The organism is Allofustis seminis DSM 15817 (genome assembly GCF_000374325.1).
Taxonomy (GTDB): domain Bacteria; phylum Bacillota; class Bacilli; order Lactobacillales; family Carnobacteriaceae_A; genus Allofustis; species Allofustis seminis.
Map to the genome: position 1 here is coordinate 14,911 of NZ_KB894082.1, position 17,762 is coordinate 32,672.

Consider the following 17,762-nt stretch of genomic DNA (forward strand, 5'->3'; position numbering starts at 1 on the left):
CTCAAATAATCAATGACAATCGGTATCACCCGTTATCGTGAAGAAAGTGTAGTGCAAGGAGGCATGTTCTACTTGTGCTAAACGAGGGTGGTACCGCGATGCTTCGTCCCTATGTGGGGATGGGGCTCTTTTTTTGAATAAAATGAGGAGGAAATAAGACGATGAATCTATTAGAAAAATTAAATCTCTTGGCCGAAAAAATTGACGTAGAAGTAAAAACATTAAAGACGCTTGAAGCAGTAGAGGCATTCAAAATTAAAGTTTTAGGACGAAATGGTGCACTAACTGACTTAATGAAAGAATTACGAAATGTGCCTAAAGAAGAAAAGCCCGCTCTTGGAAAACGTGCCAATGAAATTCGCCAAGCAATAAATGAGGCGCTTGATGGATTGACAAAAGAAATCGAAGCAGAAGTGTTACAGAAAAAAATGGAACAAGAAACCATTGACGTGACACTTCCTGGTCAACCAGTCACACAAGGACACCCACATATTATTGAGCAAGTGATGCAACAAATTGAAGATTTATTTTTAAGTATGGGATATGAAATTGTTGAAGGAACAGAGATTGTTTCTGATGTGATGAACTTTGAGCGTGTAAATGTGCCTAAAGATCACCCAGCACGTGATATGCAAGATTCTTTTTATATTGATGATCATCATCTCTTGCGAACACAGACATCGGCAGTTCAACCATTAGTGCTTGAACAACATGATTTTACAAAAGGGCCTTTGAAAGTAATTAGTCCTGGAAAAGTTTATCGACGTGATAATGATGATGCTACTCATTCTCATCAATTTCATCAAATTGAAGGAATGGTCGTTGCAGAAGGTATTACAATGGGGGATCTCCTAGGAACCTTAGAATTGATGAGTAAAGAAATTTTTGGCGAAAATCGTGAAGTACGCTTCCGTCCGAGTTATTTCCCATTTACTGAGCCCTCTGTAGAGGTTGATGTTTCTTGCTTTAAATGTGGAGGCAAAGGGTGCAATGTCTGCAAACAAAGTGGCTGGATCGAAATACTAGGCGCTGGCATGATTCATCCAAACGTCTTAAAAATGAGCGGTATCGATTCAAATAAATATACTGGTTTTGCATTTGGTACGGGACCTGACCGTATGGCGATGCTCAAATATGGCGTAAATGATATTCGTCAATTTTATTTAAATGATGAAAGATTCTTGAATCAATTTATAGGAGGTACAAAATAATGCAAGTATCATATAAGTGGTTAAGTGAATATTTAGATTTAGCAGATGTGTCTCCTCAGCAATTGGCTGATATTTTAACGCTTGGCGGTTTAGAAGTGGAGCTTGTCATCGAGCCTGGAAAAGAAATTGACGGTCTAGTTGTTGGAAAAGTGCTTGCTCTTGAGCCAGTTCAAGGAAGCGACAAACTCAAAGTAACACATGTAATGATTGATCCTGATGAAAAGCCGCTACAAATTGTTTGTGGTGCACCAAATGTGGAAAAAGGTCAAAAGGTAGTTGTTGCCAAAGTTGGCGCAGTGCTTCCGGAAGACTTTAAGATTAAACCTGCTAAATTAATGGGTATTCACTCGGAAGGTATGATTTGTGCACTGGATGAATTAGGCTTTAGCGATTCTATTATTCCAAAATATGACGAAGCAGGTATTTTTATCTTGCCAGAAGATGCAACAATTGGTGACGATGCGAAGGGTTATTTAGGATTAGATGATGCAATAATTGATATTGATATTACACCTAACCGGGCTGATGCACTAAGCCTTCGCGGAGCGGCTTATGATGCTGCCGCTTTGTTGAATCGTTCATTACATTTTGAACCGACAAGAGTAGAAGAGCAGATGGACAAAAAGATAAAAGACTATATTAAAGTATCTGCCGAAAGTAAAAAAGATACACTTGATTATCGCATGCGCATTGTTGAGAATGTTACCTTGACTAAAAGTCCATTATGGATGCAAAGAAAATTAATGAGCGCTGGAATTCGCCCGATTGATGTATTGGTCGACATTACGAATTATGTCATGCTAGAATTTGGCCAACCACTCCATGCATTTGATTATGATAAATTGCCTGAAAAAGAAATTGTGGTACGCCGTGCACATCCAAATGAAACAATTGAAACGTTGGATGGCAAATGCCGTCAGTTGAATGAAGAGCAGCTTCTTATTACAAGTGGCAATATTCCTGTTGCCGTTGCAGGTGTAATGGGTGGCACCAATACAGAAATTACTTCCTCCACAAAAACAGTAGCCATTGAAGCGGCAGCTTTTCATCCAGCATTAACACGCCGAAGTGCAGCCGCTTTAAATATGCGAAGTGAATCAAGCGCTCGCTTTGAAAAAGGAATTAATATGCAGACGGTACAAGAGGCACTTGACTTTGCAGCGCAGCTAATGGCTGACCTTGCGGGAGGAAAAGTGGTTCAAGGAACGGCAATGATTGATGCCCCTGAAGCGGAAGATGTTATTGTGCCAATTACGCATCAGCAAATGAAAAATATCTTAGGCATTGATTTAGCACTTCAAGAAGTTGTTGAAATTTTGGATCGTTTACGCTTCAAACATGAATTAGATGGGGAACATTTATTAGTCAGCATTCCACCGAGACGTTGGGATATTACGATTGCTGAGGATGTTGCAGAAGAAATAGCACGCATCTACGGTTATAATAATATTCCACGTACTTTGCCACAAATGAAAACCGTTCCTGGAAAATTAACAGATGAACAGATGCTTATGAATCAAGTGAAGCATTATTTAGAAAGTGTTGGATTAACAGAAGCAATCAGTTACTCTTTACACACTGAAGAAGCAGCTAAAAAATTCCAAAAAGAAGCGCTCGGTGAAGCAGTAAGACTAATGAATCCAATGAGTGTGGAACATAGTACGTTACAACAAAATATGATTGTTGGCTTATTGGAAAATGCTCGCTATAATCGGGCACGCCATACAAAAACAATTGCCCAATATGAAGTAGGACGGGTCTTTTATAAATGTGATGATGCTTTTTATGAACCGACCTTTGTAGGGGGACTTGTTTCGGTTGGAGATATGACAGATACTTGGCAAAAAAGAGCTTCTACAGTTGATTTTTATTGGTTGAAAGGAATTGTCGAAGGTTTATTAGCACTGCGACCAACTGGTGAAGATGTATCATTTAAAGCGACAGGAGCAATTGAAGAAATGCATCCTGGCCGTACTGCTGAAATCTATCTAGGTGAGCATTTCTTAGGCTTTATTGGTCAAATTCATCCGCAAGTTGCTGCAGATTATGATTTAAAAGCGATATATGCATTCCAGATTAACATGGAAGAATGGCTTAAAGTTTCTGAGCGAACGATCATTTATGAAGAGATTTCAAAATATCCAAGTGTTACTCAAGATATTGCGTTGCTTGTTGATAGAGATGTAACACATGAACATATTGTAGATATTATTTGGCAAGCAGGGAAAGTGGCACATTTAGTTGATGTTCATTTATTTGATTTATATGAAGGACATTCAATTGAATCAGGTAAGAAATCACTCGCTTACTCTCTCACATTTACGAATAAAGCGGCCACGTTGACTGATGAACAAGTAAAACAGGCGATGACACATATTATAAAAGCATTAACAGAACAAGTGCATGCTGAAATTCGTTAATCTCAAGTATCGGGTCCCAATGATTTTTGTGGACTCGATGCTTTTTTAATGTTCAAAGTAAGACAAAAGAGTAGAATAAAAGAAGAGATTATAAGGAGGGATACAATGCATTACGATTTTGAAAGAGTATATAATCGTAGAAAAGAAGGTGCAAGCAAATGGCTTGCTGTCAATGAATGGCTTGAAGATCCAGAAGAAGATATTATTCCGATGACGGTGGCCGATATGGATTTTGCTACGCCTCCAATGATAAAAGAAGCATTAAAAAAATATATTGATTCACATGTCCTAGGCTATACAATGCCGACAGTACAGTACTTGCAAGCAGTACAAGATTTTTATAGAAAGCACCACCATGTTAATATTGAGCACAATTGGATTACGACAACTGCTGGTGTAGTGCCTGCCCTAGCGACAGCTGTGCGCGCCTTTACGAATCCTAATGATGCCATTATTGTGATGCCTCCTATTTATCCACCATTTTATGAAGTTATTGAAACGCAAGGACGAAAAATAGCACGTTGCCCTCTTATTTTAAAAGATGACCATTATGAAATTGATTTTGAAAGATTTGAAGCACTTGCAGCAAACAATGAAACAAAAATGTTTATGATGTGTAGTCCACATAATCCAGGAGGACGGGTTTGGACGAGGGATGAATTGCAACGGATCGCTGAGATTGTCATCAAATATCAATTGTTCCTTGTAAGTGATGAAATTCATTGTGACCTAGTGCATGAAGGACATACCCATCACGTTGCTTTTTCAATAGATGAGCGACTAAAGGACCGTAGTATTGTATGTTCTGCTGCTTCAAAAACATTTAATATTGCAGGGTTACAATGCTCAAATATTATCATTCCAAATGTACAAAACTTGGACATCTTTTTGGCGGAGCATGCGCGAACGGGTGCACAAGGGGCCAATGTATTAGGTTTAATTGCTACGCAAACCGCTTATCAAGAGGGACTGCCTTGGCAAAAAGCATCGCAAAAAGTGCTAGCCCAAAACTTGCAACTCGTTTATGAATTCTTTCGTCAATGGGATGAACGTTGGCTAGTAATGGAGCAAGAGTCGAGTTTCCTAGCATGGATCGGTTTTGAAAAGATTACACATGATGCCGAAACTTTCCTTAGTAAAATGATGAAGGATGCTCATTTTTATGTGAATTGGGGAAGCGACTATGGTGAAGAAGGAAAATATTTTATCCGCATTAATGTTGGGTTGCCAACAGCAGCGCTTCAAAAAAATCTAGAGCATTTAAAAGAAAATTTTTCATTAGATGAGTTCTAATATTCGAATGTAACGAGGCATCCACATTGCTACATTTTATGAATAGATAAGCGACTTCTTTTAAAGGAGTCGCTTTATTTTATTATTGCTTTCAATGTTTATTTTAAAAAAGGCTTGACATCTTGTAAACAAATCGGTAACATGGTTATTGCATTCGCCAAATGGCCCCTTGGTCAAGCGGTTAAGACATCGCCCTTTCACGGCGGTATCACGGGTTCGAATCCCGTAGGGGTCATCACCAACTCGTTAATTGATATAAGGCCCGGTAGCTCAGTTGGTAGAGCAACGGATTGAAGCTCCGTGTGTCGGCAGTTCAACTCTGTCCCGGGCCATTTTTATATTATAAAGCAAAAGCATCTTGAAAATTTTCAAGATGCTTTTTTTTGATGGATGCGACAGATGATAAATATTGATCCTCATCTATTGTATTAAAAACAAATATAGTAGACTGCCGATCCCAAAAATACATTGGCTAGTCAGTGGGGTTGAGCGTATGCATTGAAGTCCCCATAAAAAAATACTTAAAGTAACAATTATAATGCCAGTTTGAAGTGTTGCAGAAGCGACAACACCATATGTTATCAGCGCAAAAGCTAAATATAATAACAATGAATATGTGCGTGTCAAAGAAAAATTCCAATAAGTTGCGGCAACAAAAAAATATAAAATAAATAATGGCAAAAAATAACGCATAATACTCCAACTTATAAAATGAAGCTGTAAATAAAAAGCGAAAGCATTTAAAAATAAGGGATGGAGCAAAGTTTGTAATAATGTTGCACAAAAATTCAAAGGATAAAAATGAAAAAGAATGAGCATCTGACGTAGCATATGATAAAAGAAAAAACCAGCAGCAGCCCACAAGCTATATTTCCAATATAAAAAAATGAGCAGTAGCAAGAATACTCCTTGCAAAATAAAAAAAGGAGCGCGCTTATATTTTTGCTCATGAAGTAGTACGTTGCTTAAGAATGCTGCACTTAGCTCGCTTGTGATAACTCCTATATAAAGGAGTGCTAATCGCCAAAAACTAAATGTATCAAAATAGATAATGCCAACGTATCCTCCAAAAAGAATAAAAAATAATGGCGTAAGAAAGAAAAAAAGCAACATAAAATTTAAATTTAAAGACTTCTTCACAGTGTTCTCACCTCAACTATTAATTTCATCATACGCTACTTTTATAAAAAATTAAAGAAAATGAAAAGTATTAATGAATTCTTATAAAAATATGGTATCATGAAAAGACATGGACTCCCGATAGGACGGCCACAGTCATTGCCGGAAGCCTTGTAACCAATAAAAATGGGGGAAGAAAAATGAAAGTAGGAAGATTATTTACATCTGAATCGGTCACAGAAGGCCATCCAGATAAAATGGCCGATTTAATTAGTGATGCAATTTTAGATGAGTTTTTGCGCAAGGATCCACATGCACATGTCGCCTGTGAGACACTTTTAACGACAGGGCTTGTGATTGTCTCTGGAGAAGTGCGCGCAAATGCTGATATAGATATTCAAAAAATTGTTCGCCAGACAATTAGAGAGATTGGCTATACACGTGCAAAATATGGATTTGATGCGGATACATGTTCGGTGCTAATCGCTTTGGATGAACAATCAAGCGATATTGCTCAAGGTGTAGATGCTGCAGTTGAATCACGACAAGCGCTTAATGCGGACAGCCTTGATAAAATTGGAGCAGGAGATCAAGGACTGATGTTTGGCTATGCAACAGATGAGACACCAAGTTATATGCCGATGGCAATCTGGCTAAGTCATCAGTTGACACATCGTTTGGCAGTCGTTCGTAAAGAGGGCATCGTTCCATATTTACGTCCAGACGGAAAAGCACAAGTTACTGTAGAATATGATGCGCAAGGTCAAATTCATCGCATTCACACGATTGTTTTGAGCACACAACATCATGACGATATTGCAAATGAAAAAATTGTGAAAGATATGCTCGAACATGTGATTCGTCCTGTTATACCTGCACAATATTTAGATGATCAGACAATCTACCATATTAATCCAACTGGACGATTTGTTATTGGCGGTCCTCAAGGGGATACGGGATTAACTGGGCGAAAAATTATTGTTGACACATATGGCGGTGCAGCTCATCATGGTGGCGGGGCCTTTTCGGGAAAAGATGCAACAAAAGTCGATCGATCAGGAAGCTACGCTGCACGTTATATTGCAAAACACATTGTTGCAGCAGGACTTGCACGTGAAGCAGAAGTTCAAGTTGCTTATGCAATTGGCGTGGCGCATCCCGTATCCATTTCAGTGAATACTTTTGGAACAGGTATTGTATCGGAAGAGGTACTTATTCAAGCAATTTTAAAAACTTTCGATCTGCGTCCAGCAGGCATCATTAAGATGCTTCAACTCGATCAACCCCTCTACAAGCAGACAGCAGCATATGGTCATTTCGGTCGAGAAGATTTGGACTTGCCTTGGGAAAGATTGGACCGCTTAGAGATATTGCGTGATGCGATCAAGTCTCAGGAGAAAATGTAAGCAGGGCATATAAAGAATGATTCTTTCGACTGAGAGAGTGTCATTCTTTTTTCAAGAGAGAGGAATTATAAAAATGAAACAACAATTGGTGCAAGGCGTCAATATTCATTATTTGCCAACTAAGCAATTCAAAACAGTGCAGATGTCCATTCAATTCAAGATGCCACTTAAAGATAAAAAAATAACTACTTACTCACTTCTCAGCCAGTTACTTGTGACAAATACAGAAAAATATCCGACACAAACTCATTTTCGCCAGAAGCTAGCAGAACTTTATGGTGCAAAGATTGCATGTCATTCTTTTTCAAAAGGTCATTTAAATATTTTTTCATTGAATATGAGTATTGTAAATGATCACTATCTTCAAGATGAGAATGTATATGAAGCAGCAGTTGCTTTTATGGAAGAAGTGCTCTTCCATCCACATTGGGATGAAAATGGTCACTTTGATGAGGCCACTGTTGCGCGTGAGCGAAAAAATTTATATGAGCATTTAATGGCACTCAGTGATGACAAAGTATCATATGCAAGACACCAATTGTCTGCCTTACACTTTGATAGTCGTGCCCAACAGCTTCCTAGTGAAGGCTCATTAGAGGATCTAGAAAAGATCACATCTGATGATTTAACACATGCCTATAAAGCCATGATGGCAACAAGTGAAGTTGATATCATTGTCGTGGGTGATGTTGCAAAAGAACGAGTGATTGCTCCTATATTGAATTGGTCATTTAAACCTCGTCAGGCATTAAAGACGGAACTTGTCTATACACAGCCTATTCATGCTGATGTTCGCTATCAGGAAGAATCGCAAAAAGTAGCACAAGCAAAATTGAACTTGGCCTATTTTGCACATGTCTTACCTTACACGCAAGATTATTATATTTTTCAAGTATTTAATGGAATCTTTGGTGGATTTCCGCACTCGAAACTATTTATGGAAGTGCGCGAAAAAAATAGCATGGCCTATTACGCATCCAGTCAATTTGATCCATATTGCGGGACATTATTTGTTCAATCAGGTATAGAAACGGGCAATGCAGAAAAAGTACAACAATTAATTGCGCAACAATTGTGCGCGATGCAAGCGGGCGAATTCACCCCAAAACAATTAAAGCAAACCCAACAGATGCTTATTCAGCTTATTAAACAATTGAGCGATTTTCCATCGACAATAATTTCAAGATATTATGAGGAACTTTTGACGGGTCGCGATCTATCACTGCCACATTGGATTGAAGCCATTGAAAAAGTGACGATGGACCAAGTGCAAGCAGCTGCTTGTCAGGTTACTTTACAGGCAGTCTTTTTACTTAAAGGAGAAGCACAATGAAAATCTATCAAATGCCTACATTAGAAGAGACAACTTATGAATATACATTAGAAAATGGCTTGACTGTCTACCTACATCCGAAACCAGATTATCAGCGCACTTTTGCGATTTTCAATACCACATTCGGTTCAGTCGACATTGATTTTGTCCCTTTAGGAGAGAAAAAATGGGTGCATGCTCCACTAGGAGTGGCGCATTTTTTGGAACATAAACTATTTGAAAAAGAATTTGGTGATGTTTTTGAACTATTTTCTGAACAAGGGGCAAGCGCAAATGCTTTTACAAGCTATGAGCAGACGGCTTATTTATTTTCAACAGTCGATCATGTCGATGCTAATTTGAATTTGCTGCTGGATTTTGTTCAGACGCCATATTTCACTGAGCAGACGGTCGAGAAAGAAAAAGGAATTATTGCACAAGAAATTTTAATGTATGATGACATGCCAGAGTGGCGCATCCAGCGATTGTTATTGGAGAATCTTTATCCAAAACATCCTGTGCGACATGATATTGCTGGAACAGTTGAGAGCATCCAAGCAATTACTCCAGATATTCTATATGAAAATTATCGAACATTTTATCATCCTGAAAATATGCAGCTTTTCGTCATTGGACCAATTGATGTAGAAAAGACATTACAGCTGATTAAGGCAAATCAAAGTGCAAAAGAATTCGCCCCACTATCTCCTATTCAAAGAAGAATAGACATGGCATCCGTTGATGAGATTTGCCCTTTTCGCCACGAAAAAGCAGCCCTCTCGCGTCCTAAAGTGATGTTTGGCATTCGTGGACCTATTATGCACTATGTTGGAGAAGAGAAAGTTAAACGCGATCTGGCAATTCGTATAGGATTGTCACTTTTATTCAGCATGACCTCAAGTACATATCTGACCTTATATGATGAAGGACTTATTGATGATAGCTTCAATTTCACTTATGAAACAGCGCGAACGTTCAATCATATTATGCTGGAATGTGATACGAAATATCCTGAGGAGTTTTTGAAACGCGTAAAAAATATTTTGTTGACGCGCAATGACAATAGTGATCTGTCCGAACAGCACTTAGAGTTAGTCAAGCGTAAAAAAATAGGTGATATTTTGCATCAGCTCAATTCACTTGAATATATTGCTCAAAACTTTTTGACTCAAAAAGAAGAAGCAACTACAATATTTGATCATGTACAAATTATTCAAGCACTGACATTGCCCGATATCAAAAAATATTTAGATGAAGTTATTCAAGAAGAAGCAATGAGTAGTGTTATACTTGGATAGAAAAATTTAAGAAAGTATAAATCAGTCTTAAGCATGACATAAGAAAACTAGTACCCATTAGTTTGTTTATGTTATACTCATTTTGAAACCAAGACTAAATGAAGTAGGTGAAAAACGTGAATGAAATTGGAGAAATTTTAAAGGAAGCGCGTTTGCAAAAAGGTTACACGTTAGACGACCTGCAACAGATGACTAAAATTCAAAAAAGATATTTAAAAGCGATCGAAGAAAATCAACTCAGTATTTTACCTGGAGCATTTTATGCGAAGGCATTTATCAAACAATATGCTGATATTGTAGGATTAGATGGGGCGGAACTTATTAAGGCACATGAAGAGCAAGTGCTTGAAGGTCAACCTGAAAAACCGAGTGAACCTCTGCCGTCAGCAATCAATCCAACGGCTAAAAAAGCAACGGATTTTGCTGGGCGTGTGCAAGAAATATTACCGACGATTTTAATTGTGTTGCTTGTCTTTGCGATTGTTCTTGCCATTTATTTTGCTTGGCGACAATCGGTTGCCAATAAAGATGATGAACGATTAATTCAAGAGTCAGAGACGGCACAAGTAATTGAGAATAAAGAGGCTAAGAAAAAAGATAGCGATGCCGATAAGAAAAAAGAAGAGCAAGCAGATTCTAAGAAAAAAGAAAAAGAAGAGAATAAAAAAGAAGAGCGTCAAGATCTGACAATAAAAAAAGAAAATTCAACGGGAGCAACCTCGAATTTTACCGTCGCGGGTAAATTATCAGAACATGCCACTTTTAAATTAATGGGTAAGCAAGGCGAAACGTGGGTCAGCATTACAGATAATTTAGGAAATACTGTCAGTGATATGTTAACAGATGGTGAAGAAATTTCATTACCTATTAACAAAGATGTGACAGAGATTACAGCAATTATCGGGAATGCACCTGCAACGCGTATGGAATTGGATGGAAAAGAAGTCGCCTATCCTCAGGAAGCAGAAACAGCAATTCGACAAGAAATTACTTTTAACATAGAACAACCTTAAGATTAGAGGGGCGATTTTTTTGAATTTACCGAATAAGTTAACCTTATTGCGCATTATCCTCATCCCATTTTTTGTAATTTTTATGTTGCTAGATTATTCAATGGGTACGATAGGTATAATTCCAATAGCACATATAATTGCGACAATTATTTTTGTGGTGGCGAGTGTTACCGATTGGTTAGATGGTCATTTGGCACGCCGCTTGAATTTAGTGACGAATTTTGGCAAGTTTGCAGATCCATTAGCGGATAAGATCTTAGTTATGACAGCGCTTATTTTATTAGTTGGAAATGGTCAGGCACCAGCGTGGGTGGTGGCCATAATTGTAGCGCGAGAATTAGCTGTAACAGGTTTGCGGTTGCTACTTGTGGAAGAAGGCGGTACAGTTCTTGCTGCTGCTTGGCCAGGAAAAATTAAAACTGCTACACAGATGATAGCGATCATCCTCTTATTGGCGCATGATTTTCCATTTCAATCGCTGAGCTTCTCATTGGGAACTATATTTCTTTATATTTCGTTAGTCTTTACCATTTACTCTGGGTGGGATTATTTTTATCATGCACGCGATATATTTGCAGATAGTCTCGGCCAATAAATATGATAAAAAGGAGAAAAGTTTTTCTCCTTTTTATTTTTTCGTTAAAATAAGCTTAAAGTGATAATATAAAAAATGAGCAAGAAAATTCTGAACGTTTGTTCGCTTTTACTTGCTATTCTTTTTTAAAAACAGTAAAATAGTAAAGACGAAGCAAAGATTAGGGAGGACGAATATGTCAAAAGATGAAAGACAAAAGGCGCTAGATAAAGCGATCCGCCAAATCGAAAAAGATTTTGGAAAAGGATCTATTATGCGCTTAGGAGAAAATGCTGACACTAAAATTAAAACTGTATCATCTGGCTCATTAGCAATTGATGTGGCACTAGGTGTTGGAGGCTATCCACGTGGAAGAGTGATCGAAATTTATGGTCCAGAAAGTTCAGGTAAAACGACCGTTGCATTGCATGCAATTGCCTCTGCGCAAAAAGAAGGAGGCACTGCAGCCTTTATCGATGCTGAGCATGCTCTTGATCCTGCATATGCAGAGAAATTAGGTGTAAATATTGATGAATTGCTACTTTCGCAACCTGATACAGGAGAACAAGGTCTAGCGATTGCAGATGCACTTGTTTCAAGTGGAGCCGTTGATATTGTTGTTATCGACTCGGTTGCAGCCCTCGTACCACGCATGGAAATCGAAGGTGAAATGGGCGACACACATGTAGCTTTACAAGCACGTTTGATGTCGCAAGCATTACGTAAATTATCTGGAACCATTAATAAAACAAAAACTATCGCCATCTTTATTAACCAAATTCGTGAAAAAGTTGGCATTATGTTTGGTAATCCAGAAACAACTCCGGGCGGACGTGCACTGAAATTCTACTCGACCATTCGTGTCGAAGTACGCCGAGCAGATAGTGTCAAAGCTGGCAGTGAAATTGTTGGGAATCGCACACGTGTGAAAATTGTTAAGAATAAAGTGGCGCCACCATTTAAAGAAGCGATTGTTGATATTATATATGGAGAAGGTATCTCTCAAATTGGTGAAGTGATCGATATGGGAGCTGAAAAAGATATCATTACAAAAGCGGGTGCTTGGTATTCTTATGAAGAAGAGCAACTTGGTCAAGGGCGCGAAAATGCGAAAAAATATTTAGAAGAACATCCTGAAATGTTGGCAGAAATTACTCGAAAAGTTCGTGCTGCCTATCATGTAAGCGATGAATCACTTGAAGATATTGAACAAGAATCTCAAGAAAAGAATGATCCAAAAAATAATAAAGAGCAAGAAAATCTATCAGAATAAAGCACAATAGATAGAAATAGATAAAATAAGCGTGTCACATTATAGTGGCACGCTTATTTATTTAGAAATTTTGTATTTTTTATGCAATTAATTTTTTATTAAGTCTGCAAGAAGAGCAAAATACTCGATGCCTTGTTTTGAAAAATGTTTCAAAAATGTAAAATACCTAGTAATTGTCTTACTTTGCAGATGCATTATATTATAAATGTTGCGAGGGGTACTCCATTTGTTTGTGTTTGTGAATGGCATGGGAGTGCTTATTTTCTAATTGTTTTCTCAAAGTGTTTATGTATTTTCTTATAGCAAAGATGATCATTTCATTTGTAAAGATTGACTTTTTTCGGAAGGGGTCTTATAGTTATAAAGGATGTGTTTATAATTTTTTAAGCTATTGTCGCTATTTGGGGCAAAATGAATAAACAACATTTATAAAATTTAATAATGATACGGAGGTGACGAAATGGACTTACCAACAGTAGCCTTCGCTATCGTTACTTTAATTATAGGGCTTCTTACGGGTTATGTTTATGCAACAAAAGCTGAAAAGCAAAAGCAAAAAGATGCTAAGCAAACTGCAGCTTTAATTGTTGAAGATGCTAATAAAGAAGCTGAAATTCTAAAAAAAGAAGCGTTATTGGAGGCTCGTGAGGAGATACATTCCTACCGAAATGAAGCTGAAATGGAATTAAAAGAACGTCGCCATGAGATTTCTTTACAAGAAAGTCGTCTGGATTATCGTGAAGATAATTTGGATCGTAAAGAACAATCTTTGGGTGATAAAGAGAAATCTATGCAACAAAAAGAGGCACAATTAGCCCAATCTCAAGAAAAAGTAGACCAACTGGAACAAGAAGTGAATGAGAAATTAGCCGCACAGGAACAAGAATTACTAAGAATTGGTGCCTTATCAAAAGAAGAGGCACAAGATATTATTTTACAAAAGGTCGATTCTGAATTATCCTACGAAAAAGCGGTGCGCATCAAACAATTCGAAGACCAAACGAAAGCAGAGTCTAATCGTTTAGCAAAAGATATTCTTACTGTCGCGATCCAGCGAAGTGCTGTAGATTTCGTGGCAGAATCTACAGTGAGCGTCATTCATTTACCAAATGATGACATGAAAGGTCGCATTATTGGACGCGATGGACGTAATATTCGAGCAATTGAGAGTCTTACTGGAATGGATCTAATTATTGATGATACACCAGAAACTGTTGTACTTAGTGGTTTTGATCCTATTCGACGTGAAATTGCAAAAATGGCGATTGAACGTCTGATCAGTGATGGACGTATCCATCCCGGACGAATTGAAGAAGCGGTTGAACGTGCACGCCGTGATATGGACGAACGTGTGCGCGAAATTGGAGAACAAGCAATATTTGATTTAGGCATTCACTCCATTCATCCAGATTTAATTAAAATTATTGGGCGTATGCATTTCAGAACAAGTTACGGGCAAAATGTACTTACCCACTCGATGGAAGTTGCACAATTATCAGCAGCATTGGCCGCTGAATTAGGTGAAGATGCACAATTGGCCAAACGTGCAGGATTATTGCATGATATTGGAAAAGCATTAGATAGTGAGGTAGAAGGTTCGCACGTAGAGATAGGTGTCCAATTAGCGACACGTTATCAAGAACCAGATACCGTCATTAACGCGATTGCGTCACATCATGGCGATGTTGAAGCAACAAGTATTATCTCTTGCTTAGTGCAAGTTGCTGATGCGATTTCTGCCGCTCGTCCCGGAGCACGCAGTGAATCACTGGAAAACTATTTGCAACGATTAGAAACATTGGAAAATATCTCGAATCAATTCGACGGGGTAAAAGAAAGTTATGCTATTCAAGCAGGTCGTGAAGTTCGCATTATTGTGAATCCGAAAGAAATTGATGACCTACAAGCAGTTGAACTAGCACATAATATTCGTAAAGAAATCGAAGAGCAAATGGAATATCCGGGAAATATTAAAGTAACGGTAATTCGCGAAACTCGAGCCGTTGACTATGCAAAATAAATTCAAAAAAATCAAAGCATGCATGCTTTGATTTTTTTATTTCTAAAATGGTTCCTTTATTTTGCATTCTCTTTAACAAAATGATTAAGAAGCGTAATTGTTATCAAATAGGGATTTCTGTTATACTTAAGCATAAATATTCAATGTTTTTGAGGGGAAGGGAGGCTTAAAATGAGTCATAAAAAAGAACATACCCCCATGATGCAACAATATTTAGCCATAAAAAAAGATTACCCAGATGCTTTCTTGTTTTATCGGTTGGGTGATTTTTATGAGCTATTCTTTGATGATGCTAAAAAAGCAGCACAATTGTTAGAAATCACATTGACTAGCCGCAACAAAAATTCAAAAAAACAAGTTCCAATGGCAGGAGTGCCGCATCATGCGGTTCAAGGTTATATTGACCGGCTTATTGAATTAGGATATAAAGTAGCAATTTGTGAGCAAGTTGAAGATCCAAAACTTGCCCAAGGAATGGTTAAGCGGGAAGTTGTCCAAGTTATTACACCAGGAACGGTAATGCAAGGGGAAGCTGTTGATGAGAACAAAAACAATTATCTCGCCGCAATTACTTCTGAAGCGGGAACATATTATCTTGCATATGTTGACTTAACAACAGGAGAGTTAAAAATATGTGCACTGCCATCACAAGAAGCATTGCTAAATGAATTGATGAGTTTGGATGTTCGTGAAGTAGTGCTCGCTCCTGGGCAACTGGTACAATTGCAACATATTTTAGAAGATTATTTGAATATCTTAATCTCGCATCCTGAAATGACTGAACTTGATCCTGCACTGTTAACCTATCTAGAAAAAATCGATCAGCACTTAATGGATGCGCTGAAGCTACTGCTCCTTTATGTGCAAGAAACGCAAATGCGTACGATTGATCATTTGCAGGATGTAGAAGTCTATGAACCAGAACATTATCTTATTTATGGTCAAAATGTTCGCCGAAATTTGGAACTCGTTTATTCATTGCGCGATCATTCACGTAAAGGGACGCTGCTCTGGTTGCTCGATCAAACAAAAACTGCAATGGGTGGTCGACTTTTACGTCAATGGTTAGAAAAACCATTGTTACTACAAACTGATATTCAAAAGCGTCAAGATCAAGTTCAACAAATGATTTATCATTTTTTTGAGCGTGCAGATCTAGTCGAATCCCTAGGAAGCGTCTATGATTTAGAACGCTTGGTCGCAAAAATTGCATTCGGTACTGCCAATGCACGCGATCTTATTCAGCTAAAGACATCATTGGAACAAATTCCAGCATTGCGAGCAATTTTGCAAGAAATGGGTGGCGAAGGAGCAAATAAAGTTTTTGCTGAAATAGAGGATGCACTTGATGAAGTCCCTGAAGTTCGCCAGTTAATTGAACGCTCAATTGTGGAATCCCCACCATTATCCGTAACAGAAGGTGCCATTATTAAGTCTGGCTTTGATCATCAATTAGATGATTATCATGATGCGATGACTAATGGCAAAAAATGGCTACTTGAAATTGAACAGCGTGAACGTAAGGCTACTGGTATTAACAATTTAAAGATCGGCTTTAATAAAGTCTTTGGTTATTATATTGAAATTACGCGTGCGAACCTGGAAAAATTAGAAGAAGAACGCTACGAAAGAAAACAAACGCTTGTTAATTCAGAACGTTTTATTACGGATGAATTAAAAGAGTTAGAATCGAAAATTCTCGAAGCAGAAGAGAAATCTCAAGCACTTGAATATGAATTATTTATTCAAATTCGCAGTGAAATAAAAAAATATACGAAACGATTACAACAATTGGCACATACCGTGGCAACAATTGATGTTTTGCAAAGCCTTGCAAAAGTTAGCGAAGAAAATCAATATGTCCGCCCTAAATTGTCGCCTCAGTCAAAAATGGTAAAGATTATCAAAGGACGCCATCCGGTCGTTGAGCATGTGATGCAAGAAAGTGAATATGTACCAAACGATATCTTTTTTGATGAGAAAACGAGCATCTTACTAATTACAGGACCTAATATGTCGGGAAAAAGTACCTACATGCGTCAATTTGCATTAACAGTCATTCTGGCACAGATGGGCTGTTTTGTTCCTGCTGAATATGCGGAACTGCCTATTTTCGACAAAATTTTTGCGCGAATTGGTGCAATGGATGATTTGATTGCTGGTCAAAGTACTTTTATGGTTGAGATGACTGAAACCAACCAAGCACTGCAGTCGGCAACAGAAAAAAGTCTATTGTTATTTGACGAGATTGGTCGAGGGACAGCTACTTATGATGGCATGGCTCTAGCAGAAGCGATTATTGAACATGTTCATGATGAGATTGGCGCTAAGACACTTTTTTCAACGCATTATCATGAACTGACTGCATTGCAAGACCGCTTGAATGGACTTCAAAATGTTCATGTGGGGGCTGTGGAAGAGGCGGGAGCCCTGATATTTCTCCATCAGGTGACACCAGGAACGGCTGATCGAAGCTATGGCGTTCAAGTTGCACGTTTAGCTGGACTACCAGAACTTTTACTTGCACGTGCTAGTGATATCCTCAGCCAGCTGGAAGAAAGTCGTGATCAAATCTTTATAGATTATCCGAGAATGCAGCAAAAAAGTAATAAAAAAGACATATCAGAAAAAGAATTGAAACCATTAGAGTCCGAGCAGCAACTATCGCTTTTTCAGACATCTGCTCATACGACTACTGAACAGGAAGTGCTTCAGACACTTGCAACACTTAAAATTAGTGTAACAAGTCCGCTGGAGGCATTGAATTTGCTTCATCAATTAAAACAAAAATTAAATGCTCAAGATTAGGAAGGAGGGGAGCGC

12 protein-coding genes and 2 tRNA genes are annotated in these 17,762 nt (G+C 38.1%); 13 read left to right on the plus strand and 1 reads right to left on the minus strand.

All coding sequences use genetic code 11. From position 1 onward, the window contains the following. Window positions 1-161 precede the first annotated feature (161 nt). The 5 genes from pheS (at window position 162) to C231_RS0104195 (ending at window position 5,256) form a co-directional block, all read left to right on the plus strand. On the plus strand, window positions 162-1,211 hold the full coding sequence (pheS, locus tag C231_RS0104170) for a phenylalanine--tRNA ligase subunit alpha (RefSeq protein WP_018659385.1): 1,050 nt from the start codon (window positions 162-164) through the stop codon (window positions 1,209-1,211). After that, window positions 1,211-3,631 carry a phenylalanine--tRNA ligase subunit beta gene (gene pheT, locus C231_RS0104175; RefSeq protein ID WP_018659386.1) on the plus strand — a complete coding sequence of 807 codons (2,421 nt, stop codon included), beginning with the start codon at window positions 1,211-1,213 and terminating at the stop codon, window positions 3,629-3,631. Before pheS ends, pheT begins: the two co-directional genes overlap by 1 nt. A 105-nt stretch (window positions 3,632-3,736) precedes the next feature. Further along, window positions 3,737-4,924, plus strand: coding sequence for a MalY/PatB family protein (locus C231_RS0104180; protein ID WP_018659387.1), 1,188 nt, complete (start codon window positions 3,737-3,739; stop codon window positions 4,922-4,924). 163 nt (window positions 4,925-5,087) lie between these two features. Then, window positions 5,088-5,159: transfer RNA gene (locus C231_RS0104185), tRNA-Glu, on the plus strand. A gap of 24 nt (window positions 5,160-5,183) precedes the next feature. Beyond that, window positions 5,184-5,256: transfer RNA gene (locus C231_RS0104195), tRNA-Phe, on the plus strand. Between the two features lie 88 nt (window positions 5,257-5,344). Here C231_RS0104195 and C231_RS0104200 read toward each other — a convergent pair. Further along, on the minus strand, window positions 5,345-6,064 hold the full coding sequence (locus C231_RS0104200; RefSeq protein WP_018659388.1) for a hypothetical protein: 720 nt from the start codon (window positions 6,062-6,064) through the stop codon (window positions 5,345-5,347). Window positions 6,065-6,243: 179 nt separating this feature from the next. Between C231_RS0104200 and metK the strand changes: the two genes are divergently transcribed. From metK to mutS, 8 genes are all read left to right on the plus strand, one after another. Further along, entirely contained in the window at window positions 6,244-7,449 is a 1,206-nt protein-coding gene (gene metK, locus C231_RS0104205) for a methionine adenosyltransferase (RefSeq protein ID WP_018659389.1), read from the plus strand. A 73-nt stretch (window positions 7,450-7,522) separates the two neighbouring features. Continuing rightward, a complete protein-coding gene (gene yfmF / locus C231_RS0104210; protein ID WP_018659390.1) occupies window positions 7,523-8,782 on the plus strand; it encodes an EF-P 5-aminopentanol modification-associated protein YfmF in 1,260 nt (419 codons plus the stop codon). Further along, the gene (yfmH, locus tag C231_RS0104215) at window positions 8,779-10,059 is read left to right on the plus strand and encodes an EF-P 5-aminopentanol modification-associated protein YfmH (RefSeq protein ID WP_018659391.1); all 1,281 of its coding nucleotides are present in this window, start codon (window positions 8,779-8,781) and stop codon (window positions 10,057-10,059) included. Before yfmF ends, yfmH begins: the two co-directional genes overlap by 4 nt. A 116-nt stretch (window positions 10,060-10,175) precedes the next feature. Continuing rightward, window positions 10,176-11,072, plus strand: coding sequence for a helix-turn-helix domain-containing protein (locus C231_RS0104220; RefSeq protein WP_018659392.1), 897 nt, complete (start codon window positions 10,176-10,178; stop codon window positions 11,070-11,072). A gap of 19 nt (window positions 11,073-11,091) precedes the next feature. Beyond that, complete coding sequence (gene pgsA, locus C231_RS0104225; RefSeq protein WP_018659393.1) at window positions 11,092-11,667, plus strand: CDP-diacylglycerol--glycerol-3-phosphate 3-phosphatidyltransferase; 576 nt, start codon at window positions 11,092-11,094, stop codon at window positions 11,665-11,667. A 175-nt stretch (window positions 11,668-11,842) separates the two neighbouring features. Next, complete coding sequence (gene recA, locus C231_RS0104230; RefSeq protein WP_018659394.1) at window positions 11,843-12,919, plus strand: recombinase RecA; 1,077 nt, start codon at window positions 11,843-11,845, stop codon at window positions 12,917-12,919. Window positions 12,920-13,379: 460 nt separating this feature from the next. After that, complete coding sequence (rny, locus tag C231_RS0104235; protein WP_018659395.1) at window positions 13,380-14,939, plus strand: ribonuclease Y; 1,560 nt, start codon at window positions 13,380-13,382, stop codon at window positions 14,937-14,939. A 171-nt stretch (window positions 14,940-15,110) separates the two neighbouring features. After that, window positions 15,111-17,747: a DNA mismatch repair protein MutS gene (mutS, locus tag C231_RS0104240; RefSeq protein WP_018659396.1), complete on the plus strand. Its 2,637-nt coding sequence runs from the start codon at window positions 15,111-15,113 to the stop codon at window positions 17,745-17,747. Window positions 17,748-17,762 lie beyond the last annotated feature (15 nt).